At 61.0% G+C, this 21,129-nt stretch carries 19 protein-coding genes; 10 read left to right on the forward strand and 9 right to left on the reverse strand.

What is annotated here, in order from left to right:
• Positions 1-30: 30 nt before the first annotated feature.
• Both JOE29_RS24530 and JOE29_RS24535 read right to left on the reverse strand, forming a co-directional pair.
• Positions 31-855 carry an alpha/beta fold hydrolase gene (locus tag JOE29_RS24530; RefSeq protein ID WP_032697454.1) on the reverse strand — a complete coding sequence of 275 codons (825 nt, stop codon included), beginning with the start codon at positions 853-855 and terminating at the stop codon, positions 31-33.
• Positions 856-999: 144 nt separating this feature from the next.
• A complete protein-coding gene (locus tag JOE29_RS24535) occupies positions 1,000-1,950 on the reverse strand; it encodes a LysR family transcriptional regulator (protein ID WP_004408763.1) in 951 nt (316 codons plus the stop codon).
• A 114-nt stretch (positions 1,951-2,064) separates the two neighbouring features.
• On the opposite strand from JOE29_RS24535, the gene betC reads away from it, so the two are divergent.
• From betC to JOE29_RS24550, 3 genes are all read left to right on the forward strand, one after another.
• Positions 2,065-3,570: a choline-sulfatase gene (gene betC / locus JOE29_RS24540; RefSeq protein ID WP_024663968.1), complete on the forward strand. Its 1,506-nt coding sequence runs from the start codon at positions 2,065-2,067 to the stop codon at positions 3,568-3,570.
• Positions 3,571-3,606: 36 nt separating this feature from the next.
• On the forward strand, positions 3,607-4,533 hold the full coding sequence (locus tag JOE29_RS24545; protein WP_137983203.1) for a choline ABC transporter substrate-binding protein: 927 nt from the start codon (positions 3,607-3,609) through the stop codon (positions 4,531-4,533).
• Between the two features lie 170 nt (positions 4,534-4,703).
• Positions 4,704-6,272 (forward strand): SulP family inorganic anion transporter, encoded by a 1,569-nt coding sequence (locus JOE29_RS24550; RefSeq protein WP_210079961.1) that lies wholly within the window; start codon positions 4,704-4,706, stop codon positions 6,270-6,272.
• 257 nt (positions 6,273-6,529) lie between these two features.
• Here the strand turns inward: JOE29_RS24550 and aroE are convergent, their stop codons facing one another.
• Together aroE and hemF are read right to left on the reverse strand one after the other, a co-directional pair.
• The gene (gene aroE, locus JOE29_RS24555; RefSeq protein ID WP_058447072.1) at positions 6,530-7,354 is read right to left on the reverse strand and encodes a shikimate dehydrogenase; all 825 of its coding nucleotides are present in this window, start codon (positions 7,352-7,354) and stop codon (positions 6,530-6,532) included.
• On the reverse strand, positions 7,354-8,268 hold the full coding sequence (hemF, locus tag JOE29_RS24560; protein ID WP_024958986.1) for an oxygen-dependent coproporphyrinogen oxidase: 915 nt from the start codon (positions 8,266-8,268) through the stop codon (positions 7,354-7,356). Before hemF ends, aroE begins: the two co-directional genes overlap by 1 nt.
• A gap of 204 nt (positions 8,269-8,472) precedes the next feature.
• On the opposite strand from hemF, the gene JOE29_RS24565 reads away from it, so the two are divergent.
• Both JOE29_RS24565 and JOE29_RS24570 read left to right on the forward strand, forming a co-directional pair.
• On the forward strand, positions 8,473-8,766 hold the full coding sequence (locus JOE29_RS24565; RefSeq protein WP_003318468.1) for a DUF3630 family protein: 294 nt from the start codon (positions 8,473-8,475) through the stop codon (positions 8,764-8,766).
• Between the two features lie 94 nt (positions 8,767-8,860).
• Positions 8,861-9,835 (forward strand): NADPH:quinone reductase, encoded by a 975-nt coding sequence (locus tag JOE29_RS24570; RefSeq protein WP_210079962.1) that lies wholly within the window; start codon positions 8,861-8,863, stop codon positions 9,833-9,835.
• Positions 9,836-9,871: 36 nt separating this feature from the next.
• On the opposite strand, the gene JOE29_RS24575 is transcribed toward JOE29_RS24570, so the two are convergent.
• From JOE29_RS24575 to JOE29_RS24585, 3 genes are all read right to left on the reverse strand, one after another.
• The gene (locus JOE29_RS24575; RefSeq protein ID WP_003340101.1) at positions 9,872-10,429 is read right to left on the reverse strand and encodes an L-threonylcarbamoyladenylate synthase; all 558 of its coding nucleotides are present in this window, start codon (positions 10,427-10,429) and stop codon (positions 9,872-9,874) included.
• A 38-nt stretch (positions 10,430-10,467) separates the two neighbouring features.
• Entirely contained in the window at positions 10,468-11,586 is a 1,119-nt protein-coding gene (gene dprA, locus JOE29_RS24580) for a DNA-processing protein DprA (RefSeq protein ID WP_003340103.1), read from the reverse strand.
• 123 nt (positions 11,587-11,709) lie between these two features.
• Complete coding sequence (locus JOE29_RS24585) at positions 11,710-12,735, reverse strand: LysM domain-containing protein (RefSeq protein ID WP_210079963.1); 1,026 nt, start codon at positions 12,733-12,735, stop codon at positions 11,710-11,712.
• A gap of 125 nt (positions 12,736-12,860) precedes the next feature.
• On the opposite strand from JOE29_RS24585, the gene def reads away from it, so the two are divergent.
• The 5 genes from def (at position 12,861) to JOE29_RS24610 (ending at position 19,580) form a co-directional block, all read left to right on the forward strand.
• Positions 12,861-13,367 (forward strand): peptide deformylase, encoded by a 507-nt coding sequence (def, locus tag JOE29_RS24590; RefSeq protein ID WP_003318474.1) that lies wholly within the window; start codon positions 12,861-12,863, stop codon positions 13,365-13,367.
• Between the two features lie 53 nt (positions 13,368-13,420).
• On the forward strand, positions 13,421-14,365 hold the full coding sequence (gene fmt / locus JOE29_RS24595) for a methionyl-tRNA formyltransferase (protein ID WP_058447076.1): 945 nt from the start codon (positions 13,421-13,423) through the stop codon (positions 14,363-14,365).
• The gene (rsmB, locus tag JOE29_RS24600) at positions 14,362-15,687 is read left to right on the forward strand and encodes a 16S rRNA (cytosine(967)-C(5))-methyltransferase RsmB (RefSeq protein ID WP_210079964.1); all 1,326 of its coding nucleotides are present in this window, start codon (positions 14,362-14,364) and stop codon (positions 15,685-15,687) included. Before fmt ends, rsmB begins: the two co-directional genes overlap by 4 nt.
• Positions 15,688-15,691: 4 nt before the next feature.
• Positions 15,692-17,065 (forward strand): Trk system potassium transporter TrkA, encoded by a 1,374-nt coding sequence (gene trkA / locus JOE29_RS24605; protein WP_003315933.1) that lies wholly within the window; start codon positions 15,692-15,694, stop codon positions 17,063-17,065.
• A gap of 151 nt (positions 17,066-17,216) precedes the next feature.
• Positions 17,217-19,580, forward strand: a complete 2,364-nt coding sequence (locus JOE29_RS24610; protein ID WP_210079965.1) for an FdhF/YdeP family oxidoreductase — start codon at positions 17,217-17,219, stop codon at positions 19,578-19,580.
• A gap of 66 nt (positions 19,581-19,646) precedes the next feature.
• Here the strand turns inward: JOE29_RS24610 and JOE29_RS24615 are convergent, their stop codons facing one another.
• Positions 19,647-20,534 carry a lysophospholipid acyltransferase gene (locus JOE29_RS24615; protein WP_003304634.1) on the reverse strand — a complete coding sequence of 296 codons (888 nt, stop codon included), beginning with the start codon at positions 20,532-20,534 and terminating at the stop codon, positions 19,647-19,649.
• A 38-nt stretch (positions 20,535-20,572) separates the two neighbouring features.
• Complete coding sequence (locus JOE29_RS24620) at positions 20,573-21,124, reverse strand: DNA-3-methyladenine glycosylase I (protein ID WP_003401445.1); 552 nt, start codon at positions 21,122-21,124, stop codon at positions 20,573-20,575.
• Positions 21,125-21,129 lie beyond the last annotated feature (5 nt).

Here is a 21,129-nt window from a genome sequence, read left to right on the forward strand (position 1 = left end):
GTGCATCCGTCCCTGAAGGCGCGGCTCAGCTCAACCCTGCTTCTGGTTAACCCGCGCCAGAAACGTCATCAGCGCATCCGATACGAACGCGGGATTTTCCAGATTGGCGATATGCCCCGCCTCAGGCACCAGCACGTAAGGGCAGCCGATCAGGTTCGCCATCTCACGCGTTTCCTCAGGCGGGCGCGGAATGTCTGCATCACCACACATCACCAGCGTGGTGTCGGCATTCAGCTGTTCGATCAACCCGAGCCGGTCATCACGACCGAAAATCATTCTTCCCAGCGGTACCACGGACTGACGCAACTGCTCGGCATTCATACCAGCAAGCGCTGCACGAAACGACGTGTACACAGGCGAATGCGGATCAATGCCGGGACGGAAGAAGATCGGTACGACGATATCCAGCAGCGGCTCAGGAAAGCTCCCGACCTCTTCCAGCTTGTCGAGCAACGAGAAATAGTAGGCTTTCTTGGCCTCGGTCTCTTTGCCCAGATAGGTGTCCATCAGCACCAGCCCGGTGATGCGCTCTGGCGCGAGCAGTGCAGCGATTGCGCCCCACATACCGCCGACCGACAGCCCGACGATGCTGCAACGCTCGATATTCAAATGATCCAGCAGCGCCAGCGCATGCCGCGCCAGGTCATCGAGATTGCGAGTGCCCTCAGGAAACCCGCTGGAATCGCCATGACCCCACAGATCCGGCACGATCACCCGATACTGGCTGGCCAGGGTATCAATCTGCGCACTCCACATCGCCTTGTCCCAGAGATAGCTGTGACCGAGCAATACCACCGGGCCCGTGCCCTGGTCGGAATAGTGAAGTGTCTTACCGTCGATGAGTAGATCCGGCATTTCTGGTGATCCTCTGTTCTGGTCTTTCAGCATTCGGTTCAATCGCCCATGGCAGGCAGCTCATGAGGTTGAAGCGTATGCGTGACCATTTTGTTGATATGCGCGCGGTGATGGACCGAGTGGTCACTTTTCAGCGCGGCAATATTACACCGCAATCGACGGCAATGGCCTACCCGCCAGCGAAACCCCGCTCAACGCCTGCTCGCTGGCCAGCCAGTCTACGAACTGCTGAACGATCTGCACGCGGCGTTTGCGCTGGGGCAGGACCACGTAATAGCCCTGACCGGAAATCGCCGCGCCGGCGATAGGGCGGCAGAGCAGGCCCTGATCGATGAGGTCGTCGACCAGGTGACGCCAGCCGATGGCGATGCCTTGTCCGCCGATGGCCGCCTGGATCAGCAGGGTGTAGTTGTCGAAGCGCAACTGGCCGGGCGCGGGGGCCTGGGGGATGTCCAGCGCGCGGAATACGCCCGCCCAGTCGAACCAGTTGTTGATGCTTTCGCCACGCAGGTGCAGGAGTGGAAAGTCGCGCAGCGCGTCGTTGGGCAGCGGCGTCTGGCGCCCGGCGAGCAATTGCGGGCTGCACACCGGGAAGACCTCTTCGCTGAACAGCCAGTGGCTTTCGCCCTGTTTGAAGCGCCCGTCACCGAACAGCACGGCAACGTCGATGTCGGCGCGTAACATGCTGTGGGTACGCTCGCTGGTGACCAGGCTGACGTCCACGTCCGGGTTGACCTTGTGGAAACGGTGCAGACGCGGCATCAGCCAGTAGGCGGCAAAAGCGAAGTCGGTCGCCACTTGAAGCACTTCGTGCTGATGGTGTTCGGTGATCGCTATCAATCCGCTGTCGATGGATTGCAGCCCGGCCTGCACATGGCTGAACAACACTTCACCGGCGTCGGTCAATTCGATGCCACGGTAGATGCGGTCGAACAGACGGGTAGCGAGTTGCTCTTCAAGGCGCTTGATCTGCTGGCTGACAGCGGGCTGTGTCGTGCCCAGTTCGAGGGCTGCCGCGGTGAAGCTACGCAGGCGCGCCGCGACCTCAAATGCACGCAGCAGGTCGAGTGACACGTCACCGAAAGATTCAAACATTAGCTGGGCTTATCCTAGGCATTGCTGTGTATGGGCTTTACCCTGAAACTTATGGACTTCATTCTCATACCCGGCACTTTCGCATAACTTTTCACAATGGGACGCAGCGATTACATGAAGCGCAAAAATATTCTGTTCATCATGGCCGATCAAATGGCCGCGCCAATGTTGCCGTTTTACGCCCGGTCCCCGATTCTGATGCCGAACCTGAGCCGCATGGCTGCCAACGGCGTAGTGTTCGACTCGGCGTATTGCAACAGCCCGCTATGCGCACCGTCGCGCTTTACCCTGGTCAGCGGCCAGTTGCCGAGCAGGATCGGTGCGTACGACAACGCAGCCGACTTCCCGGCCGATATTCCGACTTATGCCCACTACCTGCGTGCGCTGGGTTACAAGACCGCCCTGGCAGGCAAGATGCATTTCTGCGGACCGGATCAACTGCACGGCTACGAAGAACGCCTGACCAGTGACATCTACCCGGCCGATTACGGCTGGTCGGTCAACTGGGACGAGCCGGACGTGCGGCCAAGCTGGTATCACAACATGTCTTCGGTGTTGCAGGCCGGTCCGTGCATTCGCACCAACCAGCTGGACTTCGATGAAGAGGTGCTGTTCAAGTCCCAGCAATACCTTTATGACCATGTGCGCCAGGACGGGGATGCGCCGTTCTGCCTGACCGTTTCCATGACTCACCCTCATGACCCGTACACCATCCCTCTGCCGTTCTGGGACCTGTACGCCGACGACGAAATACCGATGCCCACGCCGCACGCCAATCAGGCCGCGCTGGACCCGCATTCGCAACGGCTGCTCAAGGTCTATGACCTGTGGGACAAGCCCATGCCGACCGACAAGATTCGTGATGCACGTCGCGCCTACTTCGGTGCGTGCAGCTACATTGACCTCAACGTCGGCAAGCTGATGCAGACGCTCGATGAAGTCGGGTTGGCGGAAGACACCATCGTGGTGTTCTCCGGCGATCACGGCGACATGCTGGGCGAAAAGGGTCTCTGGTACAAAATGCACTGGTTCGAAATGGCCGCGCGCGTACCGCTGGTGGTGTACGCGCCGGGCCAGTTCAAACCGGGAAGAGTCAGTGCGTCGGTGTCGACTGCCGACTTGCTGCCGACCTTCGTGGAAATGGCCAAAGGCAAACTGGACGCCGGTTTGCCATTGGACGGACGCTCGCTGATGCCGCATTTGAAACGCAAGGGCGGACACGATGAGGTCTTCGGCGAGTACATGGCCGAAGGCACCACCAGCCCGCTGATGATGATCCGTCGTGGCGCGTACAAATTTATCTATTCGGAGCAGGACCCGTGCCTGCTGTTCGATGTGAAGAAGGACCCGAAAGAGCAGAAGGACCTGAGCCAGTCACCCGCCCATGAAAAGCTGTTCACTGACTTCCTGGCCGAAGCTCGGGCCAAGTGGGACATCCCGGCGATACACCAACAGGTGCTCGCCAGCCAGCGCAGAAGGCGCTTCGTGGCCAAATCGCTGGCAACCGGCAAGCTGAAGAGTTGGGATCACCAGCCACTGGTCGACGCCAGTCAGCAGTACATGCGCAACCACATTGATCTGGACGATCTGGAGCGCAAGGCACGTTTTCCGCAACCTTGACCCTGCCCACACCAAAAAAACCAAAGGGGTACATCAATGAAGAAGTTATCCACAGCCGTTGCGGTCGCGGTCATGACCCTCGGCAGCCTTGCAGCGCAGGCAGAGGACGCCAGTTGCAGTACCGTGAAGATGGCCGATCCCGGCTGGAGTGACATTGCGGCCACCAACGCGATTACCAGCGTGGTACTCGAGGGCCTGGGCTACACGCCCAAGGTCGATACCCTGGCCGTGCCGATTGCCTATGGCGGTTTGAAAGACGGCAAGCTCGATGTGTTTCTGGGTAACTGGATGCCGGCGCAGCAGGGCTTTTACGACAAGTTCGTGGCCACCGGTGATGTGACGCAACTGGCGAAAAACCTTGAGGGCACCGAATTCACCCTGGCCGTGCCGGATTACGTCTGGGATGCCGGTGTGCATAACTTTGCCGACCTGAACAAGTTCGCTGACAAGTTCGACAAGAAGATCTACGGCATCGGTTCCGGCGCACCTGCCAACCTGTCGTTGCAGGAGATCATCAAGAAGAACGAATTCGATCTGGGCAAATGGAAGCTGGTGGAATCCAGCGAGACCGCGATGCTGGCCGAGGTCAATCGCAACGTGAAGAAAAAGGCCTTTGTGGTGTTCCTCGGCTGGACGCCGCACCCGATGAACGTACAGATCAAGGGCATGCACTACCTCAAGGGCGGCGAGAAATATTTCGGCGACACCGGCTCGGTCTTCACCCTGACCCGCAAGGGTTATGCTCAAGCCTGCCCGAACGTCGGCAAGCTGCTGACCAATCTGAGCTTCACCCTGGACATGGAAAACAGCATCATGGCCGAGGTGGTCAACAAGAAGGTCAGCAATAGCGCAGCCGCCAAAGCCTGGATCAAGGCCAACCCGGCGGTGCTGGAAAAGTGGCTGGAGGGCGTACAGACCGCTGATGGCAAGGACGGTCTGGCGGCGGTGAAGGCCAGGTTGTAGGCGTAAAGCCTTGAGTGCGCTGCGTGGCGAAGGTCTGTGACGCAGAGCGTCACCCAAGGCATTCCTACGCTGGAGCGTGAGGAACGATAGCCATCCAACTATCGTGCCCATGCTCCGCGTGCCGTTCTGGACGCTCTGCGTCCTCTACGTTCAAATCACCCGAGGGACCGATGCGCTGGCTCAATCGCCATAAATTTCTACCCTTTCTCGCCTGGCTGCCGCAGCAGAATCGCGCCAGCGTCGGGCGTGATGCGCTGGTGGGCCTGAGTGGCGCCATTCTGGCGCTGCCGCAATCCATCGCTTACGCACTGATCGCCGGGCTGCCGCCTGAGTACGGTCTCTACGCTGCGATTGTTCCAGTCCTAGTGGCCTGTCTGTGGGGATCGTCCTGGCATCTGATCTGTGGGCCGACTGCGGCTATATCCATCGTGCTGTATGCCAGTGTCAGTCCGCTCGCCGTCCCGGCCAGTCAGGACTACATCATGTTGATCCTGTTGCTGACCTTCATCGCCGGTGTGTTTCAGCTGTTGCTGGGGATGATGCGCTTCGGTGCGCTGGTGAATTTCGTTTCGCATTCGGTGGTGCTGGGTTTCACGCTGGGCGCTGCGGTGGTGATTGCGCTCGGGCAGATGCCCAATCTGTTGGGCATCGATCTGCCGAGTCAGACAACCGCCCTCAAAAGCCTGACCGCCGTGCTCGAGCATTGGCGTGAAGTCGATCTGTCTTCGCTGATGCTCGGTCTGTTGACCCTGGCATTGGGCATCGGACTCAGGCTTCTGGTGCCTCGCTGGCCGACGCTGTTGATCGCACTGGTGTCGAGCAGCCTGCTGGTGTGGCTGTGGCCGGCGATGTTCGGCCATGTCCGTGTGGTCAGCGCCTTCGTCGGCCATCTGCCGCCCTTCAGCCCGTTACCGCTGGACCTCGAACTGATCCTCAAGCTGCTGCCGACCGCCGTGGCGGTAGGCATGCTCGGGCTGGTCAACAGCCTGTCGATTGCCCGCTCGCTGTCGGCTCGTTCGCAGCAGATGCTCAATGCCAATCAGGAAGTGCGTGCCCAGGGGCTGTCGAACATGGTCGGCTCGCTGTTCTCCGGCTACCTGTCAGCCGGGTCTTTTACCCGTGCGGCATTGAGTTACGAGGCAGGTGCGCGCTCGCCGCTGGCAGGGGTGTTTTCTGCGTTGTGGGTGGCGTTGTTCGCGGTCGCCGGTGCCTCGTTGATATCGCACATTCCGATCCCGGCCATGGCCGCCTCAATTCTGCTGATCTGTTGGGGGCTGGTGGATCGCCGAGGCATTCGTGCGCTGTTCCGCGTCAGCCGCGCCGAGTTTTTCGTGATGGCGCTGACCTGTCTGGCCACCTTGTTGCTGGAGCTGCAAACCGCGATCTACGCCGGAGTCCTTGCCTCACTGTTTTTCTACCTCAAGCGCACCTCGCAACCGCGCGTCCAGCAATGGCGCGAGGGCAACGAGGAGGTCCTGCGGGTCGGCGGATCGATCTTCTTCGGCGCCAGCCACTACCTGCAAACCCGCCTGCAACGTACCGAAGGTCTGCGAGTGGTGATCGATGCGCAGCAGATCAACTTCATCGATTACTCAGGCGTGGAGATGCTTCATCAGGAAGCCAGACGTCTGGGCCGGCAGGGCAGAGTGCTGGTCCTGCGCAATGCCAGGCCGCAAGTGATCGAAGAACTGCACAAGCTGGAAGGGGCGCAGAAGTGCCCGATTCTGTTTGAGGATTGAGCTGTAACTCATCGTCGCGACGCTCTGCGTTCTACAAAGGTCCCGATAAGCCCGTAGATTTGGCTTCTGCCCGGAGGGCGTGGGAGCGAACTTGTTCGCGAAAGGGCAGGTATAATCGCCGAAAATACATCATCTGAAATACCGCCTTCGCGAACAAGCGAAGCGTCGCCCGGTTCGCTTCCACGGCCTTTGGCCAGAATCAAAAGCGGACTTGTGTATAACTCGGAGCATTGGCACGATAGTCCGCAGATAGCCGATCAACCCGCAGCCAGCAATCTGCGCAACTCCGCCAATACAGGCGCTGAATCCGGGCGCACACCGCGCCACAGCAGGAAGGCTTCCGCGGCCTGCTCGACCAGCATCCCCAGACCATCCACCGCCTGCGCCGCGCCGTGCTCGGTGGCCCAACGGCAAAAAGCAGTAGGCTCGTTGCTGTACATCATGTCATAGCAGAAGGTCACTCCCGGCTGGATCAGGCTGGGCGCAATGGGTGGCAGCTCTCCGGCCAGGCTGGCCGAGGTGGCATTGATGATCACGTCCACTGACTCTTCAAGCCAGTCGAAGCTGCTGGCGAATACCGGCCCGAGGTCGGCGAACTCCTGCGCCAGTCGCTCGGCTTTCTCGACCGTACGATTGGCGATCACCAACGCAGCGGGCTGTTGCGCAAGCAACGGCTCCAGCGCGCCACGCACCGCACCGCCCGCGCCCAGCAACAACACGCGCTGACCGCGCAAGCTGCGTGCGCAATTGACCGTCAGGTCGCGCACCAGCCCCGCACCGTCAGTGTTATCACCCAGCAGAGTACCGTCGACGAGCTTGCTCAGGGTGTTGACTGCCCCGGCGCGCTGCGCACGTTGGGTGAGGCTGTCGGCCAGGCGCCAGGCTTCTTCCTTGAACGGTACGGTGACGTTGGCACCACGCCCTGTCTGGAAAAACGCCTGGGCGAACGCGGTGAAATCGTCCAGCGGGGCCAGCGAGGTTTGGTAATCCAGCGTCTGCCCGGTTTGCTCGGCAAACAGGCGATGAATCAACGGCGACTTGCTGTGACCAATAGGGTTACCGAAGACGACATACTGGTCCATCAGTTATCCGCCAGCCAGTCGCGATCGGTCAGAAAGTAATCAGTCAGACGCGCCTCTTCGCTGCCCGGCGCGGCCTTCCAGTCGTAACCCCAGCGCACTTGCGGCGGCAGCGACATGAGGATCGATTCGGTACGCCCACCCGATTGCAGACCGAACAACGTGCCGCGGTCATACACCAGGTTGAACTCGACGTAGCGACCGCGACGGAATTCCTGAAACTCACGCTGCTGCACGGTGTACGCCGCCGCCTTGCGGCGCCGCACGATCGGCAGATAGGCATTGATGAACGCATCACCGATGGCACGGATGAACGCGAAGCTGGTGTCGAAATCCCACTGGTTCACGTCATCGAAAAACAGACCACCGATGCCGCGCGGTTCATCGCGATGCTTGAGGTGGAAGTAACTGTCGCACCAGGCCTTGTAGCGCGGGTAGACATCGTCACCGAAGGGCGCACAGGCGCGCTCGGCAACCCGGTGCCAGTGCACGCAGTCTTCCTCGACGCCGTAATAGGGCGTCAGGTCGAAACCGCCACCGAACCACCAGACGGCCTCTTCACCTTCTTTCTCGGCAATGAAGAAGCGCACGTTGGCGTGGGACGTCGGCACGTGCGGGTTATGCGGATGGATCACCAGCGAAACGCCCAGCGCCTCGAAACCACGCCCGGCCAGTTCAGGCCGATGAGCGCTGGCAGACGGCGGCAGATTGCTGCCGAAAACATGGGAAAAGTTGACACCGCCTTTCTCGATGACCGTGCCATTCTCGATCACCCGCGTGCGACCACCGCCGCCGGCCGGACGCGTCCAGGCATCTTCCATGAAGTGTGCGCTGCCATCTTCCTGTTCAAGCGCAGTGCAGATACGGTCTTGCAGGTCGAGCAGGTAGGCTTTTACGGCCTCGGTACGGGTACTCATGAGGATCCCTTACGGCTGACGTCAAACGGCTGAGCCCCCGCAGCAAAAGAGGCGCAGGCAAATTGGCGCGTAGCATACCATCGGCGGCGCGGGCTGGCAGTTGACGAAGGTCCGGGGAAGGAGTCCGATGGGGGCTTTCGCAGCTTGTACTCTTCAGGAATATGCCTGATCAACGTACTTCGGACGCGTAAGAGGAGAACCCTGATGAAGACCGTCCGTACAGAGAAAATGCACTCCGGCCATTCATGCCTGAATTTCTCAGCGGAAATCGATTGGGATAATTTCCCTCGTTATGCTGACTCCATTCTCGGTCTGCTCGAAGGCACCGTTACTTCAAAGTCAGACGCGGTGGACGTACGCGTATGGGACGTGAAGATTAAAGGTGAGGCTTTTTTTCTGACTTACGAGGATTTTCCATCGATGGTCAGCCTGGAATCAAAAAACGCCAACGGGGACGCTCTCATCGAGGAGTTCTTTTCTGTCCTTTCCCAAAGCTGACTGCAGCATTGCGCTTTCATTTTGGCTGCACCATCGCATGCTACCTTTGTCTGCCTGATGCATAAGATATTGGTCAACATCAAGGAGAGAGCACATGGCAAAGCGTATCCATTTCAGCGCTGTCGGAGGACCCGAGGTTCTTGAATATGTCGATTTCGAGCCGGAGGCTCCGGGGCCGCAGGCGGTGGTTGTGCGTAACAAGGCCATCGGCCTGAATTTCATCGATACCTATTACCGCAGCGGGCTGTATCCGACGCCGCTGCCTTCCGGCCTCGGTGCCGAAGGGGCGGGGGTGGTCGATGCGGTGGGGGCCGAGGTGACGCGCTTCAAGGTCGGTGATCGTGTCGCCTACGGCACCGGGCCGCTGGGGGCGTACAGCGAAGTGCACGTGCTGCCTGAAGCGAATCTGGTGAAGCTGGCTGACTCGATCAGTTTCGAGCAGGCCGCAGCCCTGATGCTCAAGGGCCTGACGGTGCAGTATCTGCTGCGTCAGACGTATCAGGTGAAGCCGGGCGAGATCATTCTGTTTCATGCCGCTGCGGGTGGTGTGGGCTCGCTGGCCTGCCAATGGGTCAAGGCGCTGGGCGCCAAACTGATCGGTACGGTCAGTTCGCCGGAGAAGGCCGCGCACGCCAAGGCGCTGGGTGCCTGGGAAACCATCGATTACAGCCACGAAGACGTAGCCAAGCGCGTGCTGGAACTGACCGACGGCAAGAAATGCCCGGTGGTCTACGACGGGGTGGGCCAAGACACCTGGCTGACGTCACTCGACTGCGTGGCGCCACGCGGGCTGGTAGTGAGCTTCGGCAATGCGTCCGGGCCGGTCTCGGGCGTGAATCTCGGGATTCTGGCGCAAAAAGGTTCGGTGTATGTCACCCGCCCGACGCTGGGCTCTTACGCCAACAATGCGCAGAACCTGCAGGCCATGGCTGACGAGCTGTTCGACATGCTCGCCAGCGGCAAGCTCAAGGTCGATGGCATTCAGCAGTACGCCCTGAAAGACGCCGCCAAGGCGCAGACCGAGCTGTCGGCCCGGCGCACCACTGGCTCGACCATTCTGATCCCTTGATCGTCTACCACTGAACCCGCGCTGTGTGCGTCAGCGTCAGCCGGCGCGCACGATCTGCGCGGTTGCGATATCGCGTATCACGCTGGGGTTCCGACGCCCGCCCAGGCTGCCGCCGAGAACCCCGTCGATCTGCCCGCGGAAATACTGCTCGACGCGCAATCTCGAACGCGCGGCAGGGCGACCCGCCGGGTTAGCGGAGGTGGAGATCAACGGACCGACCAGTGCGCACAGTTCACGCACAGTCGGGTGATCGGTAACGCGCAGCGCCACGGTTTCGTGAATGCCGGTGATCCACTCGGGCAGCAGGTTCTGATGCGGTACCAGCCAGGTGTTGGGCCCAGGCCAGGTGCTGGCCATGCGGTCAAGCCACAGCTCAGGGAAGTCTTCGAACAGGAAGTCGAACTGACGAATGTTGTCGGCAATCAGGATCAGGCCTTTTTCCACCGGCCGTGACTTGATCGCCAGCAGACGATAGACCGCTTCTTCATCCCACGGATCGCACCCCAGCCCCCAGACTGCCTCGGTCGGGTAGGCAATCACCGCACCGGCTCGAATATCCTGAGCGGCTTGTTGCACTCGCCAACTGCTGACCATTGTTTGTCTCTCCACTGAATCCTGGGGGCAGTTTAACCTCAGGGCGCTCTGGCGAACCATCGTCCTGCTTCACAGCTTATGCGCCCATCCAGTTCCAGCTCGGTCAGGCCTGCCAATACCTTGGGCAACGGCCAGCCGCATGACACCGACAGCCCCTCGCTGGTGTGCGGTGCGGCGTGCAGCAGCGCCAACAGCGGATGATCGCAAGGGCCAGGCTTCGCCGGCGTGACGGGATCGACGCTGGGCGCAACACGTTTCCAGTGCTGCAAGCCTTCAAGAATGTGCTCGACGGTCTCGACCAGTGTCGCGCCGTCACGTATCAACTGATGACAGCCCTTGGCGCCAGGGTGATGAATCGAGCCGGGTATCGCATACACCTCCCGTCCATGCTCGGCGGCCAGCCGCGCGGTAATCAACGAGCCGCTGGCGACACTGGCCTCGACCACCAGTATGCCAAGCGACAGGCCGCTGATGATTCGGTTACGTCGCGGGAAGTTGCTGGCCTGCGGTTCGGCGTCCAGCGGGAACTCGGAAATCACTGCGCCGCCCTGGGCGGCCATCTGCGCTGCGAGCGCGCGATGCTGCTGTGGATAAAGTTTTTCGAGCCCGGTGCCGAGCACCCCGATTGTAAGCCCCCCGACATCCAATGCACCCTGATGCGCGGCGCCGTCGATACCCCGCGCCAAGCCACTGGTGATCACAAAACCAGCAGCCGCCAGGCTGCGCGCAAAAGCGCTGGCGGTGTCCAGCCCGGGCCGAGAGGCGCGACGACTGCCGACCATACCCAACTGCGGACGCTCGAGGATCGAAGGGTCGCCGGCGATAAAGATCAGCGGCGGTGGATCAGCGATCTGCGCCAGCAGTGCGGGGTAGCCAGGGTCGTCCCACATCAGCAAATGCTGGGCCGGACGCTCCAGCCAGGCCAGTGCGGCGCTGGCACCGTCACGTACTAAAGGATCACGACGCGCCTCGGCACAGGCACCAGGAATGCCCAGCGCACGCCATGCGCTGGCCGGCGCACTGAGCGCCGACGAGGCCGAACCGAAGGCTTCGATCAGTCTGGAAAAGCGTTTCGGCCCTATCTCAGGCAGGCGGTGGATGCGCAAACGCGCTTCCAGCTCTGCGGGCGAAGATGAGGTATTTTCGAACAATGGCATGAGATCGTCCCTGATCCATCGTGCATCCCGAATGATGCACAAACCTGTGGATAACTCTGTTGACAACAATTTGATAAGTGTCTGGTTCGTCACACAAATCCGTGTCAGATCTGAAACATGCGTCTACGGGTTGCGAACCTTGTCCATGATGGCCAAAGATCGGTTGGCTTGCAGGACCAAGGCGTAACTAAGCTTGTCGTAGGTACGGAAAACCATCAGCAGGCCGGCCCGTTCGTCGGGGATTTTTACCAGCTCTCCGGTGATTCGGTCGCGCACAGTCTCGCTGGTCTTGTAGATCGCCAGCACGTTGCCCTCGGTCAGGCCGTCGCGTTTGCCCTTGTCGAGCGTGACTACATCCAGCACGCTGACCTGGGTGACGCCGCGTGGCACATCCAGAATCAAACCGTCTATCGGCGCCTGCGGAGCGCTGGGCAGGAACGTCGAGCTGATGGCGCGCTCTTCGCTGCTTAACAAGCGGTCGCCCAGACGCACTTCCTGCGTGGAGCGCTGCAGAATCAGGGTCGAGACGTCACCCTCGGTGGCGACCACCTCGGCGCTGCCGACGTCATCGGCGTTGATGCCCAGCACTTCCTGGGTCTTGGGATCGATGTAGGTCTTGCCCTGACGGAAGATGCCATAGACGCTGTGCGACGGGTCAAGCGCGCCTCGTGCGTAGGCACGATCACCGTTGCCACTGAGCACGCGCTCGGCATTGCCGGCGACGATGTAGGGGGCTTTTTCGAACTGCTCGGCGTTGTCGACAATCCGATTGCTGATCAGGAATGCGTTGATCGCCCCCAGCGGAATGCTTGGAATGGCCTCGACCATCGGCGTAATGCGCACACGCGGTGACAATTTGATGGTGCCACGCGATTCGCCGCGATTGAGCGTCACACGCGGCTGACCATCGACCCAGGTGAGCGCGAGCGTGTCACCGGGGTAGATCAGGTCGGGGTCATGGACTTGCGGATTGGCCCGCCAGATCTCGCGCCATTTCCACGGTTCACGCAAGAATTTTCCGGAAATGTCCCAGAGTGTGTCCCCGGCGACAACGGTGTAGCTTTGCGGATAGCCTTCCCTGAGTTGCACTTGCGCCTGCGCAAGACCGCTGGCGGTCAGCAGCAGCAGGGCGAGTAGTGATTTCCTCATGCGGTGAATCCCTTTATCATGTTGCCTCACGCGAACCCTAGAGTCCTGTCCTGGGCTGCCTGCCTTGAACTCCCGGGCCCGGCACCCAACATTGACTTTACCTTAACAGTGCAGCTCTTACGTATATGGCCATTCTAAACATCCTCGAATTTCCCGATTCGCGCCTGCGCACCATCGCCAAACCTGTGGCGATGGTAGACGAAGGCATTCGCCAGTTGGTCGACGACATGTTTGAAACCATGTACGAAGCGCCAGGTATTGGCCTGGCAGCGACTCAGGTCAACGTCCACAAGCGCGTGGTCGTCATGGACCTGAGCGAAGACCGCAGCGAACCGATGGTCCTCATCAATCCTGAAATCGAAAAACTGACCGATGAAATGGATCAGTATCAGGAAGGCTGCCTGTCGGTTCCCGGTTTCTACGAGAACGTCGACCGTCCGCAAAAGGTCCGCGTCAAGGCACTGGACCGTGACGGCAAGCCTTACGAACTGGTCGCCGAGGGCCTGCTCGCCATCTGTATCCAGCATGAATGCGATCACCTGAACGGCAAGCTGTTCGTCGATTACCTGTCCAACCTCAAGCGTGACCGGATCAAGAAGAAGCTCGAAAAGCAGCACAAGCTCAACGCCTGATCCGTCGTTACCCCAAAAGGCCTGAACAGGCCTTTTTTTATAATGAGAACTCCATGACTGAGCCACTGCGCATCGTCTTCGCCGGCACCCCGGAATTCGCCGCCGAACACCTCAAGGCCCTGCTCGACAGCCCTCACCAGATCGTCGCCGTGTACACCCAGCCCGATCGCCCGGCCGGTCGTGGACAAAAGCTGATGCCCAGCCCGGTCAAGCAACTGGCGCTGCAACACGACGTACCGGTCATGCAGCCGCCCACACTGCGCGATCCTGCTGCGCAGGCTGAACTGGCAGCGCTGCAACCGGATTTGATGGTGGTCGTCGCCTACGGCCTGATCCTGCCGCAAGTGGTGCTGGATATTCCGCGCCTGGGTTGCATCAACAGCCATGCGTCGCTGCTGCCGCGCTGGCGCGGTGCGGCGCCGATTCAGCGTGCGGTGCAGGCCGGTGATGCAGAGAGCGGCGTGACCGTGATGCGCATGGAAGCGGGCCTGGACACCGGGCCGATGCTGCTCAAGGCCGTCACCCCGATTACCGCGCAGGACACGGGCGGCACGCTGCATGATCGCCTGGCCGAACTCGGTCCGCCTGCTGTGTTGCAGGCCGTTGCCGGTCTGACGGACGGTTCGCTGGTCGGCGAGGTTCAGGATGACAGCCTGGCCAACTACGCCCACAAACTGAACAAGGACGAAGCGCGTCTGGACTGGACACGTCCGGCTGATGAGCTCGAGCGTCTGGTCCGCGCCTTCAACCCCTGGCCGATCTGCCACAGCACGCTGAACGAAGAAACCCTGAAAGTCCTGGCCGCCGATCTGGCCGAAGGGCAGGGCGCGCCGGGGACGATTCTCGGCGCCAGCAAGGATGGACTTATCGTCGCCTGCGGGCAGAACGCGCTGCGCCTGACCCGACTGCAATTGCCGGGCGGCAAGCCGCTGAACTTCACGGATCTGTTCAACAGCCGCCGCGAGAAATTTGCCATCGGCACGGTGCTGGGCCAATGAACCCGCGTCTGGCCGCCGCCAAGGCACTGGCTGCCGTGCTCAGCGGCAAGGCTTCGCTGAACAGCTCGTTGCCGACTCAACTGGACAAGGTCGAGGTGCGAGATCGTGGCCTGACTCAGGACCTGGCGTTCGGCACCGCGCGCTGGCAGCCACGCCTGTCGGCACTGGCGGCCAAGCTGCTGCAGAAGCCCTTCAAAGCCGCCGACGCCGACGTTGAAGCCTTGTTGCTGGTCGGCCTTTATCAGCTGTTCTACAGCCGCATTCCGGCCCACGCCGCCATCGGCGAAACCGTGGGTTGCGCCGACAAGTTGAAAAAGCCCTGGGCCAAAGGCTTGCTTAACGCCGTGCTGCGCAATGCGCAACGTGATGGCGAGGCGCTGCTGATCGAACTGGAACACGACCCGGTGGTGCGTACGGCCCACCCGCGCTGGCTGCAGAAAGCCCTGAAAGCCGCTTGGCCGGAACAGTGGGAAGCCATCTGCGCGGCCAACAATGCGCACCCGCCGATGATCTTGCGCGTCAACCGACGCCACAACCGTCGCGATCAATACCTCGAACTGCTCAACACTGCCGGCCTGCAAGCCAGCGCGTGCACGTTCAGTCAGGACGGCATCGTCCTCGCCGAGCCGTGCGATGTGCGCTCGCTGCCCGGTTTTGCCGAAGGCTGGATCAGCGTGCAGGACGAAGCCGCGCAACTGGCCGCCGACCTGCTGGAGCTGGCCCCCGGACAACGAGTACTCGATGCCTGCTGCGCACCGGGCGGCAAGACCTGCCATTTGCTGGAAGTGCAGCCGCAACTGAGCGGCGTGGTGGCGGTGGATCTGGAAGCCAAGCGTCTGGTGCGCGTGCGTGAAAACCTCGATCGCCTGAGTCTGGATGCCGAGCTGATCGCCGCCGATGCACGCGAGACAGCGCAGTGGTGGGACGGCAAACCGTTCCAGCGCATCCTGCTCGACGCACCGTGCTCGGCGACCGGCGTGATTCGTCGGCATCCGGACATCAAACTGACTCGTCAGGCAGACGACATCGCCGCGCTGGCGACGTTGCAGGGCGAGCTGCTCGACGCGTTGTGGCCTACGCTGCAGGTAGGCGGCATGCTGGTGTACGCGACCTGCTCGACACTGCCGACCGAAAACACCGACGTCATCGAGGCGTTTCTGGCGCGCACCTCCGGGGCCAGAGAGCTGGACATCGCCGGGCAGTCCGGACAGCCGCCCGCGGGTATCAAGCAAGCCCATGGTCGCCAGCTGCTGGCCCAGCAGGGTGGCCACGACGGTTTCTACTACGCCAAACTGATCAAGATCGCGGCGGTGCGGGAGTAAGCGCGTGAAAATCATCATTCTGGGTGCAGGTCAGGTAGGCGGTACGCTGGCCGAGCATCTGGCGGGCGAAGCCAACGACATCACCGTGGTCGACACTGACGGCGACCGGTTGCGCGATCTGGGCGACCGCCTGGACATCCGCACCGTGCAGGGCAAGGGCTCCTACCCGGCGGTATTGCGTCAGGCCGGCGCAGACGACGCCGACATGCTGGTCGCGGTGACCAGCAGCGACGAAGCCAACATGATCGCCTGTCAGGTGGCCCACACGCTGTTCCACACGCCGACCAAGATCGCACGCATCCGTGAGGCGGCGTACCTGACACGCGCAGGCCTGTTCGATAAAAACGCGATCCCGGTCGACGTGCTGATCAGTCCGGAGCAGGTCGTCACCAACTACATCAAGCGTCTGATCGAATACCCCGGTGCGCTACAAGTGATCGACTTCGCCGAAGGCAAAGCGCAGCTGGTCGCGCTCAAAGCCTACTACGGCGGCGCGTTGGTCGGACAGCCGCTGCGCCAGCTACGAGCGCACATGCCGAATGTCGACACACGCATCGCGGCGATCTATCGCCGCGACCGGGCGATACTGCCGCATGGCGACACGGTCATCGAGGCCGACGACGAGGTGTTCTTCATCGCCGCCAAGGCTGACATTCGCGCCGTGATGGGCGAGCTGCGGCGCCTGGACGAGAACTACAAACGTATTGTCATCGCCGGTGGCGGCAACATCGGCGAGCGTCTGGCTGAAGCCATCGAAAGCCGCTATCAGGTGAAGATCATCGAAGTAAGCCCGGCGCGCTGCCGCTATCTGTCGGAGCACCTGGACAGTACAGTGGTTCTGCAGGGCAGCTCATCGGACCGCGATCTTCTGCTGGAAGAAAACATCAGCAACACAGACCTGTTCCTGGCGCTGACCAACGACGATGAAGCCAACATCATGTCGTCGCTGCTGGCCAAGCGTCTGGGCGCACGCAAGGTAATGACGCTGATCAATAACCCGGCTTACGTCGACCTGGTGCAAGGCGGCGAAATCGACGTTGCGGTCAGCCCGCAACTGGCAACCATCGGCACGCTGCTGGCCCACGTGCGCCGCGGTGATATCGTCAGCGTGCATTCGCTGCGACGCGGTGCAGCCGAAGCCATCGAGATCGTCGCTCACGGCGACTCGAAATGCAGCAAGGTCGTCGGCCGCGCCATCAAAGACATCAACCTGCCGACCGGTACGGCAATCGGTGCAGTCATCCGCGACGAACAGGTGCTTATCGCTCATGACATCACCGTGATCGAATCCGGTGACCATGTGATCATGTTCCTTGTGGACAAGAAGTGTATCCGCGAGGTTGAGCGGCTGTTTCAGGTCGGCCTGAGCTTTTTCTGAACCGCTCCTGAACAGGGTATGACCCTGACTGAACCTCTTGCCGACGCGCCCTGTCGGCAACGCTCGTCGACTCGGGCGAATTCTCTCTGAGCCCGTGTATCTCAGACACACGAGAATGCCTTCACGGGCTTTATGAGAGAGAACACACCCCATGTCCGAATCGGAAAATTCCCAGGCCCCGCTTCAGGGATCACAGACCGACGGCACACCGGCGGGTGGCTGGCCCGCGCTCAGTGCGGTCAACAAGCACCTGCTGCACCAGCATGTGCTGATCAAGGGCAACCGCACGCTGATGTCCATGAACAAGCCTGGCGGCTTCGACTGCCCCAGTTGCTCCTGGCCGGACCCAAAGAAGCCGCATACCTTTGAATACTGCGAGAACGGTGCCAAGGCACTGGCCTGGGAATCGACCAAGAAACGTGTGACGCCCGAGTTCTTCGCCCGGCACACGGTCAGCGAACTGGCGACCTGGAGCGATCATGACCTGGAAGCAGAAGGCCGTATTACCGAGCCGATGCGCTACGACGCCGCCACTGACAAATACCTGCCGGTCACTTGGGACGAGGCATTCGCCGAGATCGGCGAAGAGCTACGCGGCCTGAGCGACCCGTGGAAGCTGGAGCTGTACACCTCCGGGCGCACGTCGAACGAAGCCGCCTTTCTCTATCAGCTGTTCGGTCGCCTGTACGGCATGGCCAACTTCCCTGACTGCTCGAACATGTGCCATGAGACCACCACCGCAGCGCTGCCCGAGTCGATCGGGGTCGGCAAAGGCACCACGACGCTGGAAGATTTCGAGAACGCCGACGCGATTTTCATCATCGGCCAGAACCCCGGGACCAACAGCCCGCGCATGATGTCCGAGCTGCACGCCGCCGCGCGCCGGGGCGCGAGCATCATCTCGTTCAACCCGTTGCGGGAGAGGGCGCTGGTACGTTTTGCGGCGCCGCAGGACCCGCGCGACATGCTCAGTCTGCATGGGGTGGAAATCAGCTCGCAGTACCATCAGGTCAGGATCGGCGGCGACATGATCGCCCTGCAAGGCGTTTGCAAGGCCGTGATCGAAGCCGATGACGTGGCGCAGCGTGAAAACCTGCCACGCGTCCTCGATTTGGCGTTCATTGAAGAACATACCCATGGCTTTGAGCAGTACGCCGATTATTGCCGACAGTTGCCCTGGGACATCATCGAGCGCCATTCGGGTCTGACGCGTCAGGCCATCGAAGAGGTGGCGACGGTCTATAAGCGCTCGAAGGGGGTCATCTGCTGCTGGGGGATGGGCGTCACTCAGCACAAGCGTGGCGGTGATGCCATGCAGCAGATCATCAACCTGCTGCTGTTGCGCGGCAACATCGGCAAGCTCGGTGCGGGCGCTTGCCCGGTACGTGGACACTCCAACGTACAGGGCGACAGAACGATGGGCATCTATGAAAAGGCCGGCGAACCGTTTCTGGCCAGCATGAGCAAGGTGTTCGGTTTCGAAGCATCCAGAAAAAAAGGCCATGCCGTGGCCGAGACCTGCGAAGCCCTGTTGCGTGGCGAGGTGGAAGCGCTCATTTCCATGGGCGGCAATTTCTTCCGCGCCATTCCGGACACCGATATGATCTGCCCGACCGTCAGCCGCCTGAAAATGACGGTGCTGGTCAACACCAAGCTCAACCGCAGTGCGACGGTACATGGACAGAAGGCCTTTCTGCTGCCATGCGTGGCGCGTTCGGAACGCGACCTGCAGAACGGCGTGGCGCAAACCATCACGGTGGAAGACTCGATGTCGATGGTGCACGGTTCGACCGGCATGCTGGAGCCTGCGTCGAAACATCTGATTTCCGAAATCGCCATCATTGCCGGTATCGCCAAAGCGACGCTTGCGCCCAATCCCAAGGTGGACTGGGACAGCTATGTGGGCGACTACGCCAGGATTCGCGACAAGATCGAAGAAGTGCTGCCCGAACAGTTCTATGACTTCAATCAGCGCATCCTCGAACCTGGAGGGTTCCGTCTGCCCAATGCTGCCAGTGAACGCAAGTGGGACACCGAGTCGGGCAAGGCCAACTTCCTCTTTCCCGAAGGCATCTACGACGAAGACGACACGCCGCCGGGCGCCGAGCATTTGCAGTTGATGACGATCCGCAGCCATGACCAGTTCAACACCACGGTGTATTCCAACGATGACCGTTATCGGGACATCTTTGGCGATCGCATGGTGGTGATGCTCAACCCGCAGGACATCGAACGCCTGGGGCTGAAGGCCGGGGACTACATCGAGTTTCAGACGGCGCTCGACCCGACCACGGCGCGGCGTGCAGCGGGTTTCAAAGTCATTCCCTACGACGTGCCGCAGGGTTGCTGCGCCGCGTACTACCCGGAAACCAACGGCCTGCTGCCACTGGCCAACCGGGATAAACACGGCAACACCCCTGCAGCCAAATCCATCCCGGTTAACCTGATACGAATGAGTCCGGAAGGGACTCAGGTGGCGCTGGGACGACGCGGGTTGATTGCGGCGGCCAGTTGAGGGAAACAATCGTGCCCATGATCCAGCGTGGGCATGCCGTTCAGGACGCTCCGCGTCCGTTCTTTCCTAATACCAGCGCGCCTCGCCTGGCGGGCGTTTCTTGAAGCGCTTCATGGTCCACATGTACTGGCTCGGGTACGCCCGCACGTATTTCTCGACCACTTTGCTCATCGCCGCTGCCGAGGTTTCGGTGTCGGTGCTGTACATGGCTTCCGGAGCCGCTTCGAGTACCACTTTGTAACCCGATCCGTCCGGCAGGCGCATGGCGTGCAGGAATACGCCGACTGCCTTGCCACCGGCCAGCATGTTCGGCACGAACTTGCTGGTCAGCGCCTGGGTACCGCAGAAGGGCACGAAGATGCCGGCTGATTCGGCCGGCTCCGGATCGGCCGGAATGCCCACCGAGCCGCCTTTGCGCACTTCCTTGATGACACTGAGAATGCCTTCCTTGGTCGACGCCGCCACCCGGTTGCCCAACTGCACACGCTGCTTGCGCAACAGGTCGTCCACGGCTTTCAGCTTGGGTGGGCGATAGAAAATGATCGGCTTGCACTGGCTGCAATAGAAGTGATTGAGCACTTCCCAGTTGCCCAGGTGACTGGTGATGCCGACCACGCCCTTGCCGGAGGCCAGCGCGTCCTTGAGCACATCGAGCCCTTCGACTTCACGCACCAGGTCGATCGATTTCTGTGCCGGCCAGATCCACGCACAGGCGCTTTCGGTCAAGGTCTTGCCGATGTCCATGAGACTGCGGCCGACGAGCTTTTCCAGCTCTGGCTCGCTCAACTCAGGGAAGCACTTGGACAGATTGATCCGCGCCACTTCCCGCGAACGGTTGGGCAGCTTCCACATCAGCCAGCCAATCGCGGTGCCTGTCCACTGCACCGCGCGCCATGGCAACAGCGCAAACAATCGCAACGCCCCGACCATTACGGCGCCTTTGAACTTATCCACAGATGACTCCCAGATTCTCGAGGCGGGTAGTGTAACCGTCAGCGGCTCAGGATCGCATACCGATCGCAATCGACGGTGTGGTCCATGACCATGCCGCTGGCCTGCATGTAGGCGTAACAGATGGTCGGGCCGACAAAGGTGAAACCGGCCTTTTTCAGTGCCTTGCTCATCGCTTCGGCCTCGGCGGTAATCGCCGGGACTTCGCTGCGATCCTTGAAGTGATTGATCTTCGGGGTACCGCCAACAAACGACCAGAGCAGAGCGACCGGGTCTTCCAGCGCCAGCCAGGCCCGCGCATTGGTGCGCACGGCCTTGAGCTTGAGGCGGTTGCGGATAATGCTCGGATCGAGCATCAGCGCCTCTATTTCGGCATCGCTCAGCTGCGCCAGGCGCTCAACGTCAAAACCGTGCAGCACTTCGCGATAACGCGCCCGCCGCTTGAGAATCGTGATCCACGACAGCCCGGCCTGGAACCCTTCGAGCAAAAGCAACTCGAAGAGCTTCTGCGCATCGCGCAGCGGCACTCCCCACTCCTGATCGTGATATGCGATGTACAGGGGGTCTTCGTTGCACCAAAAGCAGCGTGTCATAGGGC

The organism is Pseudomonas sp. PvP009 (assembly GCF_017832995.1).
Lineage (GTDB): Bacteria > Pseudomonadota > Gammaproteobacteria > Pseudomonadales > Pseudomonadaceae > Aquipseudomonas > Aquipseudomonas syringae.